Below are 21,750 nucleotides of genomic sequence, written 5' to 3'. Positions count from 1 at the left end.
AGCTCAGACTATGAATTTTGATCGCAATACTCCTATTGCTTTTTTAGGCATAGGACTAATGGGGAGCCGGATGGCTACCCGTTTGATTCAGGCAGGTTTTCAAGTTGCTGTCTGGAATAGGACATCCTCCGCCTGTGAAGAACTTATTGATATCGGTGCACAACCTTTAGAACTTTCAAATATTGGTGAATATCCAGTTATTTTAATCTGCCTAGCAGATGACAAAGCAGTAGAAGCAGTATTTGAACAAATTCAGCCGAACTTAAAAGCTGAGCAGGTTATTGTTGATTTCTCAAGCTTATCCGTTGCTGCAACAAAAACGCTTGCTCAAGCAACGAGTTCACAAAATGTAAAATGGATTGACTCTCCTGTATCAGGCGGAACAGTGGGTGCCGAACAAGGCACACTTGTCATCTTTGCAGGCGGTGATGCCCAAACCATTACAGATCTGACTCCTATTTATAATGTTCTATCCCAACGCGTAACCCGTATGGGAAATACAGGAACCGGCCAAGCCACCAAAATTTGTAATCAACTCATTGTTGCAGCTAACAGTGCTCTGATTGCAGAGGCGGTCGCACTTGCAGATCGAGCTGGTGTAGACACAACGCTACTCGCCCCTGCCTTAGCGGGTGGATTTGCGGACTCTAAACCCTTTCAAATTCTCACTCCTCGCATGGCAACTCATACATTTGAACCAATTCAGTGGAAAGTTCAAACATTATCTAAAGATCTTAACAACGCAGTAACATTGGCTAACAATGTTAATTTAGACATCCCAGTTGCACAAAAAGCTCTATTACAGCTACAAACTCACCAAAAAAATGGCTTTGCTGAGAAAGATTTAGCTACTATGATTCAATTAGTAGAGCAAAAATAAACGGAGTTTGAGTATGGGTCGTCTTGCAGTCAATTTATCCATGATTTTTACCGAAGTTCCTTTAATTGAACGCTTTGCTCTGGCCCATGCACAGGGCTTTGAAAATGTAGAAATTCAATTCCCTTACGAATTGGAAATTTCTGAAATTCAAACCCAACTTGAACGCTACAATCTTAACTTGTGTCTGATTAATGTCCCAGCAGGCGATCTGATGCAAGGCGGAAATGGGTTGGCAGGTGTACCCGGTCAAGAAATAGCTTTTCATGAAGCCTTAGAATTAGCAATTAGCTATGCCACTGCTTTAAAAGTTCCTCGTATCAATATTTTGGCAGGCAAACAACCATTAGATACCGACCTACTTCCTTGCTTAAAAACATTAGCAAGTAATTTAAAGGTTGCATGCAATTTACTCAGTGAACACGACATAGAACCTGTTATTGAAATGATTAACGGGACAGATATGCCACGCTTTTTAGTACAGAATATTGCTCAGGCACAAGAAATGTTAGAAGCAGTAAATCATCCTTCTCTAAAAATGCAATATGACTGCTATCACATGGCAATGATGGGCGAAGATATACTTGAAGGATTACAAGAAAATATTAATTTAATTGGACATATTCAATTTGCAGACTGTCCGGGCCGTCATGAGCCAGATACTGCTCAAATTCCTTATGAACAAATTTTTTCTTGGTTAAAGCAAAGCTCTTATCAAAACTATATTGCAGCAGAATATAAACCTGAAAATACTTCAAATCAGTCATTTACTTGGAAGAAAAAGTATTTTTCGGATGATGTAAATATATAAACTGTTACGAGTTCTGTTTGAAATTCGGATCAAAAACCACTATATTAGATAGTGAGTAATTGTCAGGAAAATATACCCTATATGAATTTAGAACCATCGCCCAGCGTGTCTAATTCTCACGATTTCGCAATGAATGCCTCAAGTAAAGACGTACAAGCTTGTCTCCAAGCAGTTCATGACGCTTTAATTGATGTAAAAGCAAAAGATATTCTCCAGTTAGATGTTAGCTCAATTAGCAATGTCTCTGATGCTATTGTAATTGCGAGCGGCACTTCTACTCGCCATGTCAAAGCACTCGCTGACAATGTTGCAGAAGAAGCTCGAAAAGCCGGTTTCCGCCCGATTGGCGTTGAAGGTGAACGAGATGCAGAATGGATCTTAATCGATCTCGGCTTTGTTGTAGTACATGTGATGCTACCAACAGCTCGTAAATTTTATGATTTAGAAAGCTTATGGCGTACCACTCCAGAGTCGGTTGCTTAAAATTTTGCTTTTAAAAAAAGCGGCTCTTTTGAGCCGCTTTTTTGTTTATCTGACAGTCGTCAGCCACCTTTAAATTTGACATGACAAATTGTCAGATTTGCAGCAATATACACTTTCTTGAAGTCCCCACCAATAAATAGCATAACCGGAGTACAGAAAGTGAAGATATTAATTACGGGCGCCAACACAGGTATTGGTTTCGCCACAGCAGAACAACTCGTTAAACAAGGGCAACATGTTATTTTAGCGTGCCGAAATCCAGAAAAAGCTCAAGCTGCACAAAACAAATTACGCTCACTCAATCAAGGACAAGTCGATTTAGTTTCTCTCGATTTAAACAGTCTTGAATTAACTCAAAAAGCTGCTAATGAGATTGCCGACCGCTATGGTAGCCTTGATGTACTCATTAACAATGCAGGGTTATTTGCCAAAACCAAACAGTTAACTGCCGATGGTTTCGAGCAGCAATTTGGTGTGAATTATTTAGGCCATTTTTTACTAACTCAGAAACTACTTCCAGTTTTACAACAATCTCCTAAAGCACGGATTATTCATCTCGCTTCTATTGCACATTGGGTTGGCTCAATTAAACCCAACAAATTTCGTGCAGAAGGTTTTTACAATCCCCTGTTCTATTATGGGCAATCGAAACTTGCAAATTTATTATTCAGCAATGCTTTAGCAGAACAACTAGCAGGTGGTTCAATTACCAATAATGCCTTACACCCAGGTGGTGTTGCTTCTGATATTTATCGTGACTTACCAAAACCTGTTTACGCTGCCATGAAATTAGGCTTAGTTCCCACTTCAGTTCCAGCAAATCTTATTACAGAAATGGCAACCGGAGATGCATGGCAGAACCGTAACGGCGAATATGTCAGTGCGCATATGCCAGACTGGAGATCTTCACACGCGAAAAACCAACAACTGGCACGTGACCTCTACCAACAGTCAATGGACCTTGTAGAAAAATTTCTTTAAACAAGTAAACCAAATAAAAAAGCCACCCGAGGGTGGCTTTTACAATCCTGTTTGAGATCAGATTAGTGACCGCCACCATTGATTGCTTTTGTCATATCTTCCACAACTTTCTTAGCATCACCAAAGATCATCATTGTTTTTTCGTTATAGAACAAATCGTTGTCCAGACCTGCATAACCTGTTGCCATAGAACGCTTAATCACCATGATCGTACGTGCTTTATGTGCTTCAAGGATCGGCATACCATAAATTGGTGAAGTTGGATCATCTTTCGCAGCAGGGTTTACTACGTCGTTTGCACCAATTACAAGCACCACATCAGTTGCAGGGAAGTCTGAGTTAATCTCATCCATTTCCAAGATGTCTTCATATGCTACGTCTGCTTCAGCAAGCAATACGTTCATATGACCAGGCATACGGCCAGCAACTGGATGAATTGCAAAACGAACGCGAACACCTTGCTCTTTTAGAATTTCACACAATTCTTTTACAGCATTTTGTGCACGACCTTGCGCCATACCATAACCCGGTACAATCACAACGCTGTCGGCATTTGACATCAAGAAGCCAGCATCATCAGCAGAACCAGAACGGTGGTTACGCTGAACTTGCTCACCTTTAGCAGCTGTAGCAACTGCCGCGCCACCCATTGCACCACCAAACAATACATTGATGATCGAACGGTTCATTGCTTTACACATGATGTACGACAGAATCGCACCAGATGAACCTACGAGAGAACCCGCAACGATCAACATATTGTTTTCAAGTGTAAAACCAATACCTGCCGCAGCCCAACCCGAGAATGAGTTAAGAAGCGATACCACTACAGGCATATCACCACCACCAACTGGTGCAATCCAAACCCAGCCAAATGCAAGTGCAAGTGCTGTCATCGCCCAGAATGCAGTCATATTATTCGTTAAGAAGAACATGATGCCTGCTGCAAGCATTGCAATAAATATAAGCGCCTGAACCGGTTTAACCCATGCACCAGAAATCGTTTTTGCCCATTTTTTTGCAGCCAATTTACCGTATGCAAACACTGATGCAGTAAAGGTAATCGCACCAACAAAACAACCCACAAACAATTCAAATAAATGGACTTTGCTCATGTGCACATGTTGTACACCAGCCGCCGTTAAAGCTGCCTCATTTTGAGCAAACAATGCAGTGAGTTGGTTGTTATGCAAAATTGCAGCAATTGCAATTAGGACTGCTGCCAAACCAACTAATGAGTGCATCAATGCAACAGTTTCAGGCATTTGAGTCATTGGCACAGTACGAGCACGCGCAATACCAACGATTGCACCCAACACCATTGCACCAACAATCATCCAGATAACTGGGTTATTCGCAACAAAGAAGGTCGTAACTACAGCAATCGCCATCGCGATCATACCGTAACGGTTACCTTGAATTGCTGTTTTAGGGCCAGACAAACCACGAAGCGTCAAGATAAAGAGAATTGCGCCTACAAGGTACAACCAATTTGCATTTGCTTGAATAAATTCCATGTCAAAGCCCTCTTATTTCTTTTGCTTAGGCTTGAACATTTCCAACATGCGTGCAGTTACTGCAAAGCCGCCGAAAATATTAATGCTTGCCAAAAATACCGCAATCGCACCCAGTACGCTCACCACATTCACACTTTGAAATGCAACGTTAGCATCTACACCCAAAATAGGCAGACCCACAGTTTGCAACATTGCACCCACTACAATAATAGATGACAACGCATTGGTTACTGCCATAAGTGGTGTATGTAAAGCTGGTGTAACACCCCAAACTACGTAATAACCTACGAAGATGGCAAGGACGAAAATTGTAATAGTTTCAACCATGAGAAATCTCCTTAACCACGCTTAAGCAGTACTTGACCGCCATGAGTGACCAATAGGGCTTTTTGGATTTCGTCTTCTTGATTAATCGCAAAGTTTTTCTCTTTGTCGAATAAAGTTTCTACGAAATTGAATACGTTACGCGCATATAGTGCGGAAGCTTCTGTCGCTACAGTTGCCGGAATATTTGGAACACCCAAAATTTTCACGCCATTTTCTGTAAACACAGTCTCGCCCACTTTAGAGCCTTCAACGTTACCACCAGTTTCAACAGCCATATCAAGAATGACAGAACCCGGTTTCATCTTGGCAACAGTTTCAGCCTTAATCAGACGTGGTGCATCACGACCTGGCAGCAACGCAGTAGTAATCACGATGTCAGCGTTAGAAACAGCCTTATCAACAATCGCGGCTTGGTCTTTGATGTATTGCTCACCTGGCATCCATCCATAACCATTTTTAGCGGCGTCTGCTGCGCGTTGTTTTTCTTCTTCAGACATTGGTACGTCTAACCACTTACCGCCTAAAGATTCAACCTGATCTTTTGCCGTAGGACGTAAATCAGTTGCTTCAACAATTGCACCTAAACGTTTTGCTGTTGCAATTGCCTGAAGACCTGCAACACCCACGCCCATAATCACAACACGAGCAGGTTTTACAGTACCGGCAGCAGTCATAAGCATTGGGAACATACGTTGATATTCAGCAGCAGCAAGCAAAACTGATTTATAACCAGAAAGGTTTGCCTGAGAAGACAATACATCCATGTTTTGTGCACGAGAAAGCGTACGAGGAAGCAATTCCAATGCAAAAGCAGAAACTTGCTGATTCGCAAACTGATCTAGTTCGGTATTACGATAAGGATCAAACATTGCTACAACAGCAGTATTTGCTGGAAGTTTTTGAATTTCTTCGCCTTGTGGCGCACGAACTTTCAAAATAATTTGACTACCCGTATAGGCATCATCCGTAATGGTTGCACCGACCTGTTCATAAGCACTATCAATGTACGCAGCCTTTACACCAGCACCACGTTCAATCACAACGCTATGACCAGCGCTAATCAACTTCTTTACTGTCTCTGGCGTAGCAGCTACACGATTTTCACCGACGACAGTTTCGGTTGGGATTCCGATTTGCATGAGCATTCCTCAAGCTAATTTCTCATTGTCAAAAACATTGCAACCTGCAATGTTTCCCCCATGTGTATTCTTTGTACAGAATTTGGATTCTAATTGAACTTTTTTAAAATACCACCCAATATTTATTTAATAAATACCCATATTTTGAACTGATGATTCACGATATTTGATTTGAGGTGTAATATAGGAAGCTTTTTCTTTTTTTACAGACAATAGTCTCTCTTATACAGTCTTGTATATGAAAATTTCTTTATCTTCGTTTCAAATCGGGTCTTTTTTTGCTCTGTGCTCTGCTTTTCTATTCAGTACAAAAGCAATCTTTATTAAACAGACTTATGCCCTTTCTCCATTAGTAGATGCTACAGTCCTGATGGCTTTACGCATGTTAAGCGCTTTACCGTTCTTTCTACTAATCTGTTGGTTTAACAGGCATCATAATCAGGGCATAAAAAAGAAGGATTGGCTAATTTTAATTTTTGCCGGTCTATTAGGCTACTACTTTGCCAGCTGGCTCGATTTTATGGGTCTGATGTTTATTAGCGCTTCTCTAGAACGAATTATTCTATTTTTATATCCCACTCTTACTGTCATAGTCTCAAGTCTGCTCTACAAACAAAAATTAGATGCAAAAAGTTTATTTGCCATTTTCCTTAGTTATGGTGGAACTGTGTTGGTCATGCTTCAAGAGCACAACAACGCACCAATTCAGGGCAACTTCTGGCTAGGTACAAGTTTAGTATTTGCAGGTGCGGTCGCTTTTGCGGGCTACTTATTACTAACCCCACCATTAATTAAGAAATTTGGTTCTTGGAATTTCACGGGTTTAGCATTAACTGTGGCTTGTATTGGTACATTAACGCACTATATATTAAGCACACCTCACCCAATTCAACTTCTATTACAACTGCCCTCTAGTGTGATTTGGTACGGCGTCGGACTCGGCTTTTTGGTAACAGTTTTACCTACCGTTATGCTCATGCAAAGTATTGAGCGACTTGGCGCCTCTCAATCTGCCATGATTGCTTCAATCGGACCGGTTTTAACTATTTTGCTCGCGGTTACTTTTTTAAATGAACATTTAAATATGTGGCAATGGGTAGGCTGTATTTTAAATATTGCAGGTGTGATGATAATTACACTCAGAAAGAAAAGATTAAAATACTAATTTCCCTTGACCTCAACTTAAGTTGAGGTTGGATACTCATCTAAATTTTACTGAACGGTTGAGTTCCATGAATCAAGAAACTTTTAAAATAATAAATCCATCAACTTTATACGACCCTACTCCCAATGCTTATAGTCATGTTGCTGTGGTAGAAAATTTTAAAAAGATTATTCATATTGCAGGTCAAGGAGGCGAAAACCCAAAAGGAGAATTAAGCCCAAACTTTGAAGAACAAGTTTCTCAAGCTATTGATAATATTAAACATGCTTTAATCGCTGCCAATGCAGAGCTTAGCAACATTGCCGTCTTAAGAGTTTTAGTTGTTGACCATTCGGTCGAAAAACATCAAATTTTGATTAAAATTATGCAAAATTTATGGAAAAATCATCCTTTTCCAGCCTGTACACTCATTCCTGTACCACGCCTTGCATTAGAGCATATGCTCATTGAAGTCGAAGCAACCGCATACACCTAATAAAATCGAGAGAACATCATGTCTACCCCTGAAGATATCAGTCAAAATAAACCTTTGCTTTGGTTGATGGCAGCAGCATGTGGTTTATGTGCAGGTGTGAATTATTATTGCCAACCCCTTATTCACTCGATTCAACAAGACTTTGCCGTGACTCAAGCACAAGCAGCTTTAACAGTGACATTTGCTCAGGTATCTTACGCCCTCGGTTTACTCTTTATTGTTCCGATGGGTGATATCGTCAATAAAGCCAAGGCTATTCCTTTTTTAATGGTGCTTTGTGCAGTTGGCCTATTTACTTCTGCTTTTGCTGTTAACTTACCCATGCTATGGATCGGTACAATTTTAGCGGGTTTGTTTTCGGTTGCAGCTCAAGTGCTTATTCCACTTGCCACAATGACAGTAAAACCTGAAAAAACTGGCGAAATCATAGGTTTTTTAATGAGCGGCTTATTGGTCGGGATTTTACTCTCTACCAGCCTTGCAGGCTTATTTTCTAATTTCTTTCATTGGAAAGTCGTTTATGTAGTAAGCGGCATATTAATGTTGCTGTTGGCCTACACACTCAAAAGCCGTCTCCCTTATGTTTTGCGCATGAAAATGAATTATGGGCAAATCTTTCTCTCAATGGGTCAGCTTTTAAAACAGGAAAAACGACTATTACTAAGAGCACTTACAGGAGCTTTCGCCTTCGCCTCTGTGAGTATCCTATATTCCACTATCGCATTATTACTGACCTCCGCACATCATTTACCAGATCTATTTATTGGTCTTGTACCTTTAGTCGGAATCTTTGGAGCTTTATCCACCCGTTATATTGGTAAATATGCTGATCAGGGACGTACCACGCTACTCACATGGATGGGCTGTGGTTTATTCCTGTTAAGTTGGCTCTGTTTTTATTATGGACAGAGTTTGCTTGCGAGTTATGTTGCTGGTTTTGCCATAATTCAGTTGGCATTAGCCTTGGTACACACTAGCAATCAGAGCATTATTTTCCGTTTACGGCCAGATGCTAAATCTCGTATTAATGCCATCTATATGACCACATATTTCATTGGTGGTGCTGGCGGTTCCGCTTTAGGAATTTTTGCATGGAATCGTGGAGGATGGACCATGACTTGCATTGCTGGTATTGGGTTGGTTGTGCTTTGTATTTTGTTTAGCTTGTTTGATGCGTTCTTACAAAAAAAGCAAATTACCCCTTAAGTAACTAACTCGTTATAAATCATCTCTCTATATTTAACATAAGGGCGGTTATAAATTACTCGGTTAAATGCCTCTGTCGATTCAAGCGTAAATCCCGTATAATGCTGCCCTTTCATTAATTTAGCGACTTTGGGTCTATTGGTTATGCAATCACTTCAATCGTTACAACCTCGTATTTCTGTCGCTCCAATCATGGATTGGATCGCATAAAAAATTTTATTTAAATATCATTCCTTTACTTAAATTAAAAGTGTGAAATTGGCGTAATATTTTAAAAGTTTTATAAAAAATTGAAAAATCATCATATTCCAAAAGAATGAGGCTTAATATTTTCAAGTAATACATATTTATTAACGTTTACTACCTCATTTAATTCTTCATTAAAATCAATAAACTTTTTAAGAATTTTATAATGGTGGTGCTGTAACTCTAGATACACCTAAGTTTTGTAATCTAATTTTAATATAGTTTTTTGTACTATATCCAAGATAAATTGACCAATTATATTTAGCATTATCTTCTTCTAAGATATAAGTTAAATATTTATAATTTAAATAATTTTCATAAATGAAAGTTAATATATTTTTTATATTACAAAGAAGATTATCAATAACAAAATTAACATGAGCTAAATCAGTACAATCAAACCTAACAGATAGCACTTTTTAAGTTTTTTATAGCCTCGCGTTGGTTATCAAAGTTTTGTTTTGCATTACATCAGATTCAGATCTATCTTCAAATAATTCCTCATCTTCTAAATCCATTTCAAAAATAGCATTAGCAAAACCCTGATTTGACATACGATCCAAAACTTCCTGATAAAATCCTACGACTTTATTTTTTTCATCAATTTGCTTGGTTTGAACTAAGTATCCGGAAGCTTCTTTGAATCGGGTATTTAATATACAGGTTATGTACAAAGGCTAAAAAGTACATGGTAAAAATATCCAGCAAAAAGATAATCACTTTTTAACTTATGAAAGAGATCTATTATGTACGTTTAGCAAAAGCTAGATAAACCTTTTTATCGCATTCATCTAGCAACTGTAAAAAAATTAAACTACTTTATAAAATAGGTAAAATGGATGGGACCATATCCTGAATTGTTTTGCCATTACATGTTTCGCCTAATGCAGACATTTTCCATGCACCATTGTGACGATAAACTTTAGCAATAATTAATGCTGTATAATTACCTTTTGCTGAAAGATTATATTTTGCAATTTCAACATTGGTTGTAGCATCAACTACACGGCAAAAAGCATTTTCAACTTTTTCAAAAGTTTGTCCACGGAAACTACTGATTGTAAATACAATTGATTTTACTTGGCTAGGAACTTGAGTCAGATCCACATGGATTGCCTCATCATCACCCGCGCCATCACCAGTACGATTGTCACCAGAATGTTTAATACTGCCATCACGACTCTGTAATTGACCGAACCAAATGCTATCTAACGCTTTGTTATTTTCATCAAAAACAATTGCAGAGGCATCGAGATCAATCGAATCACCACCACCACCAAACATGCCAAGTAAACCGCCTTTTTTTGCGACATCCCAACCTGCACCAAGAAATATTTTAGTTAAAGATGAACCATCACCCTTTTCTAAAGAAATTTTTTGACCTTTTACTAAGCTAATGCCCATTTATAATTTCCTTCAGTTTGAATTTGAATGACCACGACCTAAAGCCGTAGCTAACCACTGTAAATAACTCGCACGATTACGTGAGCACACAATCACTTTGCCATGTCCACGGAACTTAATCACTAAACCTTCACCACTCGTAAAGCTATTGACGATATTGCCAACAAAACCACCGCCACCAGAACTCGGAATGCCAATATTATAATTTAATGATGCATCCCAAGCCGCAACATGACCATTATCGATGGTGACTTCACCTTGCTCTGGTGTAATATCCAGTTCGAGTAAAGTTCCACTGCCAGAAATACACACTTTACCCTGCCCACTGGTTTCCATAACCACAAAACCGCCTGTGCCCCCAAACAATGCACCGCCTATATTACTTTGCACTTTTGCTTTGATCATGGTGTGTTCGGTTGCTGCAACAAAAGAACCATCAGATAAAATATACTGTCGTTGACCCACATCAAGGATCTGCATATCACCATCTAAATTCGGTGATAATAGACACTCTCCTGCACCTCTCACGGCTTTAATTTGCTGTTGAAATAAAGACTCTCCAGAGGTAAATTTACGCATAAAAGCTTGAAAAATTCCGCCACGTAATTTACCGCCAACCTCAAGATTTTGTTCAACCATGACCATCGCATCAGATTCACAATAGATTGCTTCACCTTGCTGCATACTGACATGTAAAAAAGGTTCTGGGCTACCAACAAGACTAAATTCTGCCATTATATTTACCTATGCTCTCACGATATTTTTATTTTTTGCTTCTGCTAACCATATCGGAAATTCTTGAAGTAAAAAGTCATACAACATTGATTCAGAAATACTTTCAATATTATCTATTTTAAAGAAATTACAATTGTCTACCATACTCCCCTCCATGGTATCTAATTTTTCTAACACACCGTAATTTTTGCCACCAATACCTACAAATTGCCAAAATATGGGTTGCAATGATGCCTCTTGTAAAATCTTTTTAATTTTTCTAGCTTCAGAAACACCACCATCAGAAATAAAAACAATATAGACCGGTAAATTGGATGGGCTTTCTTTGGTAAAATAATGTAAGACCTCTTCAAGAACGGCAGGCTCATTATTATAGCCAGCTCCTGCATTCCATTTTTTATAACCTCCTTGTTCTGAAGCTATATAGTTATTCAAATTATTCAGGCTTACATCATTTAAACGGAGTGCTTTTTCTGCAAATGCCCAGCACTCAAAGCTGCCATCGTCATCAAAATTGATTGCCAAAGGTATAATGCGATCCATAACTTTCTGTACATCACCACATTTATATTGATGCGACATTGAACCTGAATAATCCAATATCAATGCCACTCTTGCTTTTACCTCAAGTAACTTATTTTTTTCTAAACTAATCAGTGATTTTTTAGTGAGATCAAGCAAATGGGGGGCAAATTTTTCCACCTTATCTAAAATAACTTTTTTCTTTAAATCAATTTTAGACGCTATAGGGGCAGGAGAAGAATTTTCAGCAACCTCCCCGCCAAAATGTTTCACTAATGCGGTTAATCCACCATTAAAACCTTGTCCGATAGCAGCCATGCGCCACAGATCATTTTTAAAGTAAATTTCAGTCAACATGACTGCTTTTTCTTGGCTAAAATTTGATGGATTTAATTGATAATTTGCCAATACTTCGCCTTGCTGATTCACAAGAGAAATTTGACCACTTTGAATATTTTGCATCGTTGCTTGATCATTTGCCACAGTTGCACAAATGACAAATCGGGGCGTTTGTGTCGCATTTATTTTACTTAAATCAAAAGTAAATAAATTTAAATTTTCTTGCTGAAGATATTGCACTTCACAGTGAGGCGTCTGCGGTTGATTATAAAAAGTCATATAATCATCATGGAAAAGCTGATCATTTTGTCCTACACCAAAACTGGATATATCGATATCAAATGCTGCTTTAAATTGCACACGTAAAGTAAATTTTTGATCATTTTGAATAACTTGATTAAGTGCTATTTTTTGTCCAGAAACTAACTGCATTTTTATTCTCTAATTTAGTACTTGAAAATAATTCAATATAAAATAGATTTATACCAATTACTTTCAAGTACTAAAAGATGACTCTTTTAGTACTTTAATTGATTCGCTTAAACTGCAACACCATAACTAGCAGCTAACGCACCCAGACCACCATTAAAGCCTTGACCAACGGCTTTGAATTTCCATTCGCCATTGTGGCGATATAACTCACCAAAAATCATCGCAACTTCAGTGCTACCGTCTTCAGACAAGTCGAAACGTGCCAACTCTTCTGCATTTGCATCTTGGTTAATCACACGGATATAGGCTTTATCGACCATACCGAAGTTTTGACCATTTTGCTGTCCTTCGTGGATCGTCACAGCAAATACAATTTTTGCAACTTCTTGAGGAACTTTAGATAGGTCTACAGAAATTGTTTCGTCATCACCCTCGCCATCGCCAGTACGGTTATCGCCTTTATGGTTAACCGATCCACATGGTGAAGTTTTTTGATTGAAGAAAATAAATTCACCATCTAAACGAACTTTACCATCCTCACCTGTTAAGAATGCGACAGCATCTAGATCGAATGCCTTACCATCAGTTGCACGTGGATTCCAACCTAAACCCAAGTCGACTTTATTCATCGTCGGAGCAGTTTTGGAAAGATTGATATTTCCGCCTTTTGATAAATTAATAGCCATTTTTGTTTCCTTAACTTTTGTTTATGAAGATTGTTGCTTTTTACTATATGAAATTGAAGAGATGACAGCCCAAACAATGAAGGCAACACCCACTAATCCGGTAATAACCTCTGGAATATGTAATCCTGTGCCGCTCGCCAACATAATCAACGCAAGTGCACCAATTGCATAATGCGCGCCATGTTCTAAATATACATAAGCATCAAGCGTACCTTTTTCAACCAGGTAAATGGTCATTGAACGGACAAACATCGCACCGATGGCAAGACCCAGCATTATAATTACCACATCACTGGTAATTGCAAAAGCACCGATTACACCATCGAAACTAAAAGAGGCATCTAATACTTCTAAATATAAGAAACCACCAATACCGCCTTTGACAATCGTACCTGTTGCAGTGGCACTATTTGATTTTTCAGATTCATCATCATTGCTACTGCCTTCTAATAGATGGCCAATGACTTTCACTCCCACATAGACGACAATACCCCAAACACCAGCCATCATCACAACTAAACGTGATGCATCAGGGATGTAGCTTGCTAAAATAAGTAGCACAACCAATGAAATGAAAACTGAAATCGCTTGAATATTACCTAAATCTGCTAATCTTGATTCAAGCCAATGAAACCAATGTTCATCTTTTTCATCATCAAACAAGAAATTCAGAAATACCAATAATAAGAACATGCCACCAAATGCTGCGATTTCAGCATGATGGGTCATCAGTTTTTCTGAATAAGTTGTGGGGTCATTTAATGCTAATTTAGCGACTTCAATCATGCTCATATCGGCGGTGACACCGACAATAAGCAACGGGAAAATGAGTCGCATACCAAAAACAGCAACGATAATACCCACGGTTAAAAACAGGGTTCGCCAAAATTGGTTCCAATGTTTCAGTACAGAGGCATTGACGACTGCATTATCAAAGGAGAGTGATACCTCCATAACCGCTAAAATTGCAGTAATAGCCAATACTTTAAACATTGCCATTAAACCGGCTTGGGGGCCATGGGTTAACCCCCAATATGCCGAAATGGCCAAGCAGATAATGCTAAAGATGATCGAAAAACGGAAGTGTTTCATTTTTCACCTAAGAATAGAGTTTAAATACTAATGCCATATTGACGGCACATAGCACTTAAACCACCGTTATAACCTTGACCTACAGCTCTGAACTTCCATTCACCGTTATGACGATATAACTCGCCAAAAATCATCGCTGTTTCTGTTGAATAATCTTCATTTAAGTCAAAACGTACAATTTCAACATTCGTTTGATCATTAACGACGCGAATAAATGCATTTTGCACTTGTCCAAAATTTTGACCACGGCTTTCTGCATCATGAATGGTAACGGTAATGGCAATTTTTTGCACTTCAGCAGGCACTTTCGCTAAATCAATCTTAACTGCCTCATCATCACCATCACCCGCGCCCGTACGGTTATCACCGGTATGTTCTACAGAACCTTCTGGAGAGCGCGTTTGGTTATAAAAAATAAAATCTGTTTCACCACGAACTTTGTCATTTGCAGCCAATAAAAATGCCGAGGCATCCAAGTCAAAATCTACGCCATCAGTGGCCCGAGCATCCCAACCTAAGCCAATCAAAACTTGGTTAAGTGATGGATCTGTTTTGCTTAAAGATAGATTTCCACCTTTATTTAATGAAATCGCCATAATTTTCCCTCTTCTTTATTACATGTAAATTAAATGGATAGTGTTAATCTTTTGAGCCTTTGGTCCAACGAAAACCAAAACCATAAAACTGATCTAAGGTTTTTTGACCTTCAAAATAACGTACTTCTCGATTGGCTTGAATTTCGCCATTTATATTTTTTAATTCTACAATTGCACAGGTATTTAATTGATTACCTTCAGTTAAACGTACCTCAATTTCAGGTTGATCTGGAAGACGAATGGTCACTATCCCATCTGTTGCTGCCCACTGTGCTGCACCTTCATAAATATAGGTATAGATGACAATGCGCTCAATACGATCCCATTGATTACCATTAATATGTAAATTTTCACCATTTAGAGATGCACCTGTACGATCATCTGCATCTAATTTGATATAAGGCAGTTGGTCAAAATGACCGAATCGGTTTCCAAGGGGTTGGACTAAATCAATACTGCCATCTTTAAACTGTACCATCGCCCCTAAATCTAGGTCGATTGAATTAGAGCGAGTTAATTTTTGGAAAAAGGATTCTGATTTAGCTGTGGATTTATTCCAGTTTAAATTCACCGAAATTTTGCCAAAGCCTGCGCCTTTTTTAGTTAAATTAATTCTAGAATTATTTTTATCTAACTTAATTTTTGACAAATTAAGATTCGACTTTGTCGGTGTCGGTGTCGGTGTCGGTGTCGGTGGAATGTTACTTTGAGTTTCTTCAATCACGACACCAAAATTTTCAGCCAAAGGTTTCAAGCCCCCATTAAAGCCTTGATCAATAAATCTAAATTTCCACTTATCATTATGTTTATACACTTCTGCCAAAATTAATGCTTTTTCTGTTTTAGACTGGGTCTGAATCAATGCATTAGCGATGGTTTGAGTACCGGATAAAAGTTCAATATGGATGGGAGATATCCGACTAAAATTATTTGGTTCATTAATTGTTGCACATAAAGTAACTTTTTGAATTTGTGGATCAAGTAATGCGGTATTAATCTTAAATTTAGTTAAATATGGATTATTAGAATTAGATTGAGTCAGCACCACACTTTGATTGCGTGTTTGAGTTTGCCCATAGAAAATCATATCCTGATCACCTCGCACTTTTTGCGTACTTTGTGCTAAAAGATATGCAGTACAATCAACCTCTACTTGATTAAGAATACTAGTTTTTATTAATATCTCGACCACTTCAGATGCTAAAGCAATGTTTCCACCCGCAATAAGTTGCATACGACCCTCTTACAATATTGTAATATTTCATTTAATAAATTAAGTATATGAATATAAAAAAATATCTTAAAAATTATTTTATTTGCCCTATATTGTTTTAACATAGGCAGATTCAAGCGGCAAGTGCAACAATATAAAAACCCGCCCCACATCACTGAGCGTATACCAACCCAATGACTTTCTAGGATAATTATTCATTTATTACATGAAAAATTTTATATATTTCATGTAGAATGGAAGCATAAATTTATAATTGTTATTAAAGAAAATTGAGAACAACTCTACTGTGAAATCGCACTACAATATATGGATTGCTGAAAGCTACTCCTGTCAAAACGACATTATTCAATTATTAAAACGCTCAAATTTATCTGCCCATCTGACGATTTTTTGTTCTCATAGTAAACAACGTCCAGAATTAAAGCTCTGCGCAGATTATTTTTTTCAACAACCCCCCGTTGAATACAGTGCAAATTGGCTTTTAGAACAATGTAAAGTGCATTCCATTCAACTACTGTTTTGTGGAAAACATAGTCAATTTATTGAAAAATTTCGTGAAGAATTTGCTCGGCATGATATTCAACTAGTGACAGGTGCCACTGGTGTAGCGCAGCATGAAAACATGAACAATAAATTCCTATTTGGAGAAATTTGTGAAGCTTTAAACTTACCGAATATTCCTGCTGCGAAAGTGGATCATGTTGTTGGATTAAAGCAAGCAATTGCTGATTATCAAAAAAAATATTCACATATTTGTGCAAAACCCGTGTACGGCGTATATGGTTCTGGTTTTGTTCAACTGCGAGATGAAGTTACATATTTTAAGCAATTTCAACTCAATACGCAGTGTAATACGCAACAATTTATAGAAGCCTATGCTCAATTAGATCAACCTATTGAGTATTTGATTATGCCGTTTTTAACGGGGCAAGAATGTTCCGTCGATATTGCCTGTAGCCATGGGCGAATTTTAGCCTTAGTGACCCGAGTCAAATTTAAATTTTATCAGCAATGCTATATCGAACATCCTTGTCATGAAATCTGCAAAATTCTGGTGCCACATTTCCAATGTGATGGATTGATCAATATTCAATTTAAACAAGACGATCTTGGGGTATGGCATATTTTAGAAATTAACCCGCGTCCCGCAGGTGGTTTTGCCTATACACAACATACTGGAATTAATTTAATTGCAGAACTGATGGCTGAAAAATTGCAATTGACACTGCAACATACTGACTTCGTTCCCGTCGTTCAAGTTTTACCCATTACACAAAGTTTCAAAATGGATTATACACATTGATAAAACATATTGATTTAAGTCGTGGTCGTATTAGTGTGACTGTAAATCAGCATCATCCACAATGGAAATTGGATGATCTGCTCAGTTTTGCAGAAAGAATTAACCCTAAACGTGCATTCTTATTTGTTTCCAAAATTCTTGGAAAACATATCCCCGTTGCACCATCCGCGATGCAAAGAAGTTATCAAGATCTTGCTGCGATCATTCCCAAAGATCTGCCCTATCCCATTAGTGTGATTGGTATGGCAGAGACCGCCGTAGGTTTAGGGGCAGGTGTTTATCGTGAACTGAAACAAGATTTTGGACAAAATGCCATCTTTTTAACCACCACGCGACATCCTGTTGAAACCTTACCGACCTTAGGCTTGTTTTTAGAAGAACATAGTCATGCACAAGATCAGTTTATTTTATCCAGTCATGATCCACTTAAGCATCAGCATGTGATTGCATCGAAAACGCTTATTTTAATTGATGATGAAATTTCAACAGGAAAGACCTTTAGAAATTTAATCTTGAGCCTGAAAAAATCGGGTTTACAACAGGTTGAGCGGATTATTTTGGTGACCTTGGTCAATTGGGCGGAACAACATTTAGTCACTGATGACTTAGGGATTCCAGTTGAAGTGGTGTCATTATTACATGGCCATTGGCAATGGCAGCAGAACCAGCAACCTATAGACATTGACATGCCCGATGTCAGCTCAACCCAGCAGCAAGCTCAAAAAATTATTGCCCCTCATGATTGGGGACGCGAACCGACCTTTCTAAATTGTAGCGCTTGGAAAAATATTCAACCACCTTTGCCCCATGAAAAAATCTTGGTCTTAGGTTCGGGTGAATTTAGTTGGATTCCATTTCTAATTGCCGAGCAATTAGAGCAGCAAGGGGCTGAAGTTTATTACAGCTCAACCACACGCTCTCCCATCAAGCAAGGTCATGCCGTTGAAAGTATTTGTGCATTTAAAGATAATTATGGACTAAATATTAATAACTATGCCTATAACGTTAAACATCAACAGTTTGATCGAGTTTTATTGGTCATTGAAACAGCTCAAGATAGCGTCGATCCTGTCCTGTTTGAACAAATAAAAAATCTGGAAATTATTAGTTATGAATCCTAAGCCGTTAATTTTTGTTGACTTAGATGACACGCTGTTTCAAACAAATCGTAAAAGTCCTCCGACACCATTACATAAAATTGCAACGCTAGATCAATTTGGTGAGCCTCTGTCTTATATGCTTCCCAAACAGCAAATTTTTGTGAATTGGTTGTTGGCATCTGCTGATGTTATTCCTGTGACTGCACGCTCAGTTGCAGGCTTGCAGCGGGTACATCTTCCTTTTCTGCATGGTGCGGTATGTTCACATGGTGGAACTATTTTAGCGGCAGATCAACAGCTTGATCAGGAATGGCTTGAAATCCAGCATAAGGCGGCAGCTGAACTGGATGAGTTACTGACTAAGTTACCAGCGCTATTGCTCGATTATGCCAAACCATTTGGTTCAATTCGCACTTGGACGATGCAAGAAAATGGTGGGAAAATTTATACTGTTGCCAAGCAAAATGATCCTGTGCCTTTATTTCTGCACCAAATGATTGAACACTTACCTGCTGAAGTACTTGAACACTGCTATATCCATATCAATGGCAATAATTTAGCCATTCTTCCCAAATTTGTGTCTAAACAAAAAGCAGTTGAGTTTTTTATCAATAAATATGACCCAAATCGTGAACGTGCCATTTTAGGTTGGGGCGACAGTTTGTCTGATGCAGGCTTTTTAGGCTGCTGTGATTGGTTTGGTATGCCTAAAAATAGTCAGTTGGATAAATTTTTAGTACAAAATCTAGCACAAGATCATCAGGCAAAAGGATATTTAGGACATGTATAAAAACCATGCGTTAGCATCTAGTCTTCAAACACTGGGGTTCCATGGCTCTTATCGACCTGAAGATGTGACCTTCTTGCTCAATATTGATGAAATAGACCCCACACCCGTAGCTGAAAAAGAGTATCTGATTCAATCTGGGAAAAAACACTATTCACAAATGATTAGTGTTGAACATCCACCTTCAGATGAGCAAATGCGACATTTTGAATACGCTTTTGAGCAAGGTGCTGAACGTCTGGCAAGTGATGTGCAGAAGATTGGCAACTCACTGATGGTTCGATTTCCCAAGCAACCGATTATTTTAGTCAGCTTGGTTCGCGCTGGCGTCCCTTTAGGTGTACTCCTTAAACACTATATTCACAAGCATCAGGATTGTGAGCATTACGGGATTAGTATTATCCGTGATCGCGGTATTGATTTTGCAGCATTGCAGGCGATTATCGAACAACACGGCGCGGAAAATATTGTTTTTGTCGATGGCTGGACGGGTAAGGGTGCAATTTGTCGAGAATTGACCCAAAATTTGGCAGATTATCCCGCATTATTTGATGCAGGGTGGGAGGTTCCTCGCCTTGTGACCTTAGCCGATTTAGGTGGTTATTCGTGGTTAAGTGCCAGTTGTGAAGATTGGCTGATTCCGTTTGGTATGCTAGGTTCCGTGATCTCAGGCTTAACCTCACGGACTATTTTAAAAGATACGATTGATTTCGATCTGGCAAAGAAAAATTGCTACGATCCGAAGAATTGGCATAGCTGTTTAATCTATCAACATCTGGCTCAGTATGATATTTCAGTCGAGTTTATCGACAAAATATTAAATCTTATTCAACAGCATCCGCATAGCGATTTGGCAAATTGGAATAATCACATTCGACTCAAACAACAAAAAATTTGTTTAGATACCATTGACTGGATCTTTGAGACCTATACAGTTAAAAATATTAATCATATTAAGCCTAGTATTGCAGAAGCCACGCGTGCCGTATTAAGACGCGTTCCTGAAAAAATATTAATCCGTGATCCATCCAATCCACATATACAATTACTGCTGCATTTTGCCAAAGAACGGAATATTGCCGTAGATATTTTAGGTGCCAAGTTAGGCCCATATCATGCAGTGACTCTGATAAAAAAAGTCGAGAAAAATAAATGAAACAACTGCAACATGCGATTGAGCTGGGTGCAACTATGTACATTCCTGCAACCCATGAGCAATTATGGGAAGTGACTGAAGGCATTAAATTTCCAATACTAAAATCGATTGCGGTCTGTTTAGAAGATGCCGTGTTGGAAAAAGACGTGCAAACAGCCATGGTCAATTTAAAGCATTTATTACAAAAACGTTTAGAGCAGCCAAACTTAAAGGCGCCTGCGATATTTATTCGCCCTAGAAATATTGAAATGGCGAAACATATTGTCGATTGGGACTTAAATCACACCTATAGTGGCATGATTTTACCCAAGTTTACGCTGCACGATTTAAAGCAGTGGATGGACATTTTGCCACCCAATATCAACCTGATGCCGACGCTTGAAACCAAAGAAATTTTTGATATGGGCCATAATATGGAGCTTAATCAAGCACTCAAATATGACTTTCATAAAACCCTATGTCTAAGAATTGGCGGTAATGACCTGTTGTCCTGTTTACATTTACGTCGCCCTAAAAACAGTACGATTTACCAAACTCCAGTGGGCATGTTAATTGCACAATTGGCAGGCTTATTTATTCCAGCGGGCTTTCAACTCAGTTCACCCGTATGTGAACATATTGACCGCACGCAATTGCTGATGGATGAATTATGCCAAGATATGAATAACGGCATTTATACCAAAACGGCCATTCATCCCTCACAAATTGAATATATTCATCGCGCCTTGCAAATCAATAGCGAAGAATTTCATGAAGCACAGCAAATTTTATCGCAAGATGCGAAAAGTGTATTTAAAAGCCACGGTTCCATGTTAGAACCAGCGACACATCGCAATTGGGCAGAGATGATTTTATTACGCTATAAAACTTTTGGTTTATCTAAACCTCAGGCCTCAAGCCAAGAAAAATTCATGCTCAATACATTCTCACTTTAACTATTTTAATACCAAATTTTATTGCACAAACATGAAGAAATTGAATTTCTCCTATACTAGCCAAATTTAAGATATAACTCGGGTATAGGGTCAGTCTAATTTAGTAAACTTACTGAATATAGCAATTCGAGCGTGTACATTACCTGACTTAATTCTAAAAAATTTTTGCTATTAACTTGCCTACTGAAATTGGGTAAAAACT

At 38.4% G+C, this 21,750-nt stretch carries 22 protein-coding genes; 12 read left to right on the top strand and 10 right to left on the bottom strand.

The window, feature by feature from the left end; translation table 11 throughout:
- The first annotated feature begins 10 nt into the window (after positions 1-10).
- From MSG66_RS11620 to MSG66_RS11605, 4 genes are all read left to right on the top strand, one after another.
- The gene (locus MSG66_RS11620; RefSeq protein WP_324654199.1) at positions 11-880 is read left to right on the top strand and encodes an NAD(P)-dependent oxidoreductase; all 870 of its coding nucleotides are present in this window, start codon (positions 11-13) and stop codon (positions 878-880) included.
- A gap of 13 nt (positions 881-893) precedes the next feature.
- The gene (locus tag MSG66_RS11615) at positions 894-1,688 is read left to right on the top strand and encodes a hydroxypyruvate isomerase family protein (RefSeq protein WP_324654198.1); all 795 of its coding nucleotides are present in this window, start codon (positions 894-896) and stop codon (positions 1,686-1,688) included.
- A gap of 81 nt (positions 1,689-1,769) precedes the next feature.
- Positions 1,770-2,171, top strand: a complete 402-nt coding sequence (gene rsfS / locus MSG66_RS11610) for a ribosome silencing factor (RefSeq protein ID WP_042894943.1) — start codon at positions 1,770-1,772, stop codon at positions 2,169-2,171.
- Positions 2,172-2,330: 159 nt separating this feature from the next.
- Complete coding sequence (locus MSG66_RS11605) at positions 2,331-3,152, top strand: SDR family NAD(P)-dependent oxidoreductase (RefSeq protein ID WP_324654197.1); 822 nt, start codon at positions 2,331-2,333, stop codon at positions 3,150-3,152.
- 62 nt (positions 3,153-3,214) lie between these two features.
- Here the strand turns inward: MSG66_RS11605 and MSG66_RS11600 are convergent, their stop codons facing one another.
- From MSG66_RS11600 to MSG66_RS11590, 3 genes are read right to left on the bottom strand one after another with little or no spacing between them, the layout of a single operon-like run.
- Positions 3,215-4,669, bottom strand: coding sequence for an NAD(P)(+) transhydrogenase (Re/Si-specific) subunit beta (locus tag MSG66_RS11600; protein ID WP_003654994.1), 1,455 nt, complete (start codon positions 4,667-4,669; stop codon positions 3,215-3,217).
- A 12-nt stretch (positions 4,670-4,681) separates the two neighbouring features.
- Entirely contained in the window at positions 4,682-4,996 is a 315-nt protein-coding gene (locus tag MSG66_RS11595) for a proton-translocating transhydrogenase family protein (protein ID WP_003654992.1), read from the bottom strand.
- 11 nt (positions 4,997-5,007) lie between these two features.
- Positions 5,008-6,135, bottom strand: a complete 1,128-nt coding sequence (locus MSG66_RS11590) for a Re/Si-specific NAD(P)(+) transhydrogenase subunit alpha (RefSeq protein ID WP_262473989.1) — start codon at positions 6,133-6,135, stop codon at positions 5,008-5,010.
- A 238-nt stretch (positions 6,136-6,373) separates the two neighbouring features.
- On the opposite strand from MSG66_RS11590, the gene MSG66_RS11585 reads away from it, so the two are divergent.
- The 3 genes from MSG66_RS11585 (at position 6,374) to MSG66_RS11575 (ending at position 8,981) form a co-directional block, all read left to right on the top strand.
- Positions 6,374-7,300, top strand: a complete 927-nt coding sequence (locus MSG66_RS11585; protein ID WP_324654196.1) for a DMT family transporter — start codon at positions 6,374-6,376, stop codon at positions 7,298-7,300.
- Between the two features lie 67 nt (positions 7,301-7,367).
- Positions 7,368-7,775, top strand: a complete 408-nt coding sequence (locus MSG66_RS11580; protein ID WP_324654195.1) for a RidA family protein — start codon at positions 7,368-7,370, stop codon at positions 7,773-7,775.
- 18 nt (positions 7,776-7,793) lie between these two features.
- Positions 7,794-8,981, top strand: a complete 1,188-nt coding sequence (locus MSG66_RS11575; protein WP_324654194.1) for an MFS transporter — start codon at positions 7,794-7,796, stop codon at positions 8,979-8,981.
- 1,065 nt (positions 8,982-10,046) lie between these two features.
- Here MSG66_RS11575 and MSG66_RS11570 read toward each other — a convergent pair.
- The 7 genes from MSG66_RS11570 to MSG66_RS11540 all read right to left on the bottom strand — a co-directional run bounded on the left by MSG66_RS11570 (position 10,047) and on the right by MSG66_RS11540 (position 16,267).
- On the bottom strand, positions 10,047-10,631 hold the full coding sequence (locus MSG66_RS11570) for a TerD family protein (protein ID WP_004649611.1): 585 nt from the start codon (positions 10,629-10,631) through the stop codon (positions 10,047-10,049).
- Between the two features lie 12 nt (positions 10,632-10,643).
- Positions 10,644-11,366 carry a TIGR00266 family protein gene (locus MSG66_RS11565; protein WP_133975363.1) on the bottom strand — a complete coding sequence of 241 codons (723 nt, stop codon included), beginning with the start codon at positions 11,364-11,366 and terminating at the stop codon, positions 10,644-10,646.
- A 9-nt stretch (positions 11,367-11,375) separates the two neighbouring features.
- A complete protein-coding gene (locus MSG66_RS11560; protein ID WP_324654193.1) occupies positions 11,376-12,659 on the bottom strand; it encodes a vWA domain-containing protein in 1,284 nt (427 codons plus the stop codon).
- A 107-nt stretch (positions 12,660-12,766) separates the two neighbouring features.
- The gene (locus MSG66_RS11555) at positions 12,767-13,345 is read right to left on the bottom strand and encodes a TerD family protein (protein ID WP_133975367.1); all 579 of its coding nucleotides are present in this window, start codon (positions 13,343-13,345) and stop codon (positions 12,767-12,769) included.
- Between the two features lie 21 nt (positions 13,346-13,366).
- A complete protein-coding gene (locus MSG66_RS11550) occupies positions 13,367-14,437 on the bottom strand; it encodes a DUF475 domain-containing protein (protein WP_133975369.1) in 1,071 nt (356 codons plus the stop codon).
- A gap of 20 nt (positions 14,438-14,457) precedes the next feature.
- Positions 14,458-15,033, bottom strand: a complete 576-nt coding sequence (locus tag MSG66_RS11545; protein ID WP_133975371.1) for a TerD family protein — start codon at positions 15,031-15,033, stop codon at positions 14,458-14,460.
- Positions 15,034-15,076: 43 nt separating this feature from the next.
- The gene (locus MSG66_RS11540; RefSeq protein WP_262474002.1) at positions 15,077-16,267 is read right to left on the bottom strand and encodes a TerD family protein; all 1,191 of its coding nucleotides are present in this window, start codon (positions 16,265-16,267) and stop codon (positions 15,077-15,079) included.
- Between the two features lie 286 nt (positions 16,268-16,553).
- On the opposite strand from MSG66_RS11540, the gene MSG66_RS11535 reads away from it, so the two are divergent.
- The 5 genes from MSG66_RS11535 to MSG66_RS11515 are packed head-to-tail and all read left to right on the top strand — an operon-like array spanning position 16,554 to position 21,548.
- Positions 16,554-17,570: an ATP-grasp domain-containing protein gene (locus MSG66_RS11535; protein WP_133975375.1), complete on the top strand. Its 1,017-nt coding sequence runs from the start codon at positions 16,554-16,556 to the stop codon at positions 17,568-17,570.
- On the top strand, positions 17,567-18,691 hold the full coding sequence (locus MSG66_RS11530) for a phosphoribosyltransferase domain-containing protein (protein WP_227549210.1): 1,125 nt from the start codon (positions 17,567-17,569) through the stop codon (positions 18,689-18,691). Before MSG66_RS11535 ends, MSG66_RS11530 begins: the two co-directional genes overlap by 4 nt.
- Positions 18,681-19,460, top strand: a complete 780-nt coding sequence (locus MSG66_RS11525) for an HAD family hydrolase (protein ID WP_324654192.1) — start codon at positions 18,681-18,683, stop codon at positions 19,458-19,460. Before MSG66_RS11530 ends, MSG66_RS11525 begins: the two co-directional genes overlap by 11 nt.
- Entirely contained in the window at positions 19,453-20,613 is a 1,161-nt protein-coding gene (locus tag MSG66_RS11520) for a cysteine protease StiP family protein (RefSeq protein WP_262474005.1), read from the top strand. The genes MSG66_RS11525 and MSG66_RS11520 overlap by 8 nt, the downstream gene beginning before the upstream one ends.
- Positions 20,610-21,548: an HpcH/HpaI aldolase/citrate lyase family protein gene (locus tag MSG66_RS11515; RefSeq protein WP_133975381.1), complete on the top strand. Its 939-nt coding sequence runs from the start codon at positions 20,610-20,612 to the stop codon at positions 21,546-21,548. The genes MSG66_RS11520 and MSG66_RS11515 overlap by 4 nt, the downstream gene beginning before the upstream one ends.
- The last annotated feature ends 202 nt before the right edge of the window (positions 21,549-21,750 follow it).

This window comes from Acinetobacter sp. IK31, from assembly GCF_035615195.1.
GTDB lineage: Bacteria > Pseudomonadota > Gammaproteobacteria > Pseudomonadales > Moraxellaceae > Acinetobacter > Acinetobacter calcoaceticus_C.
This window is presented reverse-complemented; position numbering and strand designations above follow the sequence as displayed.

Coding starts and splice junctions, on each gene's coding strand:
- MSG66_RS11585 (WP_324654196.1), top strand. CDS start 6,374: ATGAAAATTTCTTTATCTTCGTTTCAAATCGGGTCTTTTTTTGCTCTG.
- MSG66_RS11520 (WP_262474005.1), top strand. CDS start 19,453: ATGTATAAAAACCATGCGTTAGCATCTAGTCTTCAAACACTGGGGTTC.
- MSG66_RS11580 (WP_324654195.1), top strand. CDS start 7,368: ATGAATCAAGAAACTTTTAAAATAATAAATCCATCAACTTTATACGAC.
- rsfS (WP_042894943.1), top strand. CDS start 1,770: ATGAATTTAGAACCATCGCCCAGCGTGTCTAATTCTCACGATTTCGCA.
- MSG66_RS11565 (WP_133975363.1), bottom strand. CDS start 11,366: ATGGCAGAATTTAGTCTTGTTGGTAGCCCAGAACCTTTTTTACATGTC.
- MSG66_RS11620 (WP_324654199.1), top strand. CDS start 11: ATGAATTTTGATCGCAATACTCCTATTGCTTTTTTAGGCATAGGACTA.
- MSG66_RS11550 (WP_133975369.1), bottom strand. CDS start 14,437: ATGAAACACTTCCGTTTTTCGATCATCTTTAGCATTATCTGCTTGGCC.
- MSG66_RS11590 (WP_262473989.1), bottom strand. CDS start 6,135: ATGCAAATCGGAATCCCAACCGAAACTGTCGTCGGTGAAAATCGTGTA.
- MSG66_RS11595 (WP_003654992.1), bottom strand. CDS start 4,996: ATGGTTGAAACTATTACAATTTTCGTCCTTGCCATCTTCGTAGGTTAT.
- MSG66_RS11575 (WP_324654194.1), top strand. CDS start 7,794: ATGTCTACCCCTGAAGATATCAGTCAAAATAAACCTTTGCTTTGGTTG.
- MSG66_RS11545 (WP_133975371.1), bottom strand. CDS start 15,033: ATGGCGATTTCATTAAATAAAGGTGGAAATCTATCTTTAAGCAAAACA.
- MSG66_RS11600 (WP_003654994.1), bottom strand. CDS start 4,669: ATGGAATTTATTCAAGCAAATGCAAATTGGTTGTACCTTGTAGGCGCA.
- MSG66_RS11515 (WP_133975381.1), top strand. CDS start 20,610: ATGAAACAACTGCAACATGCGATTGAGCTGGGTGCAACTATGTACATT.
- MSG66_RS11555 (WP_133975367.1), bottom strand. CDS start 13,345: ATGGCTATTAATTTATCAAAAGGCGGAAATATCAATCTTTCCAAAACT.
- MSG66_RS11615 (WP_324654198.1), top strand. CDS start 894: ATGGGTCGTCTTGCAGTCAATTTATCCATGATTTTTACCGAAGTTCCT.
- MSG66_RS11570 (WP_004649611.1), bottom strand. CDS start 10,631: ATGGGCATTAGCTTAGTAAAAGGTCAAAAAATTTCTTTAGAAAAGGGT.
- MSG66_RS11525 (WP_324654192.1), top strand. CDS start 18,681: ATGAATCCTAAGCCGTTAATTTTTGTTGACTTAGATGACACGCTGTTT.
- MSG66_RS11540 (WP_262474002.1), bottom strand. CDS start 16,267: ATGCAACTTATTGCGGGTGGAAACATTGCTTTAGCATCTGAAGTGGTC.
- MSG66_RS11560 (WP_324654193.1), bottom strand. CDS start 12,659: ATGCAGTTAGTTTCTGGACAAAAAATAGCACTTAATCAAGTTATTCAA.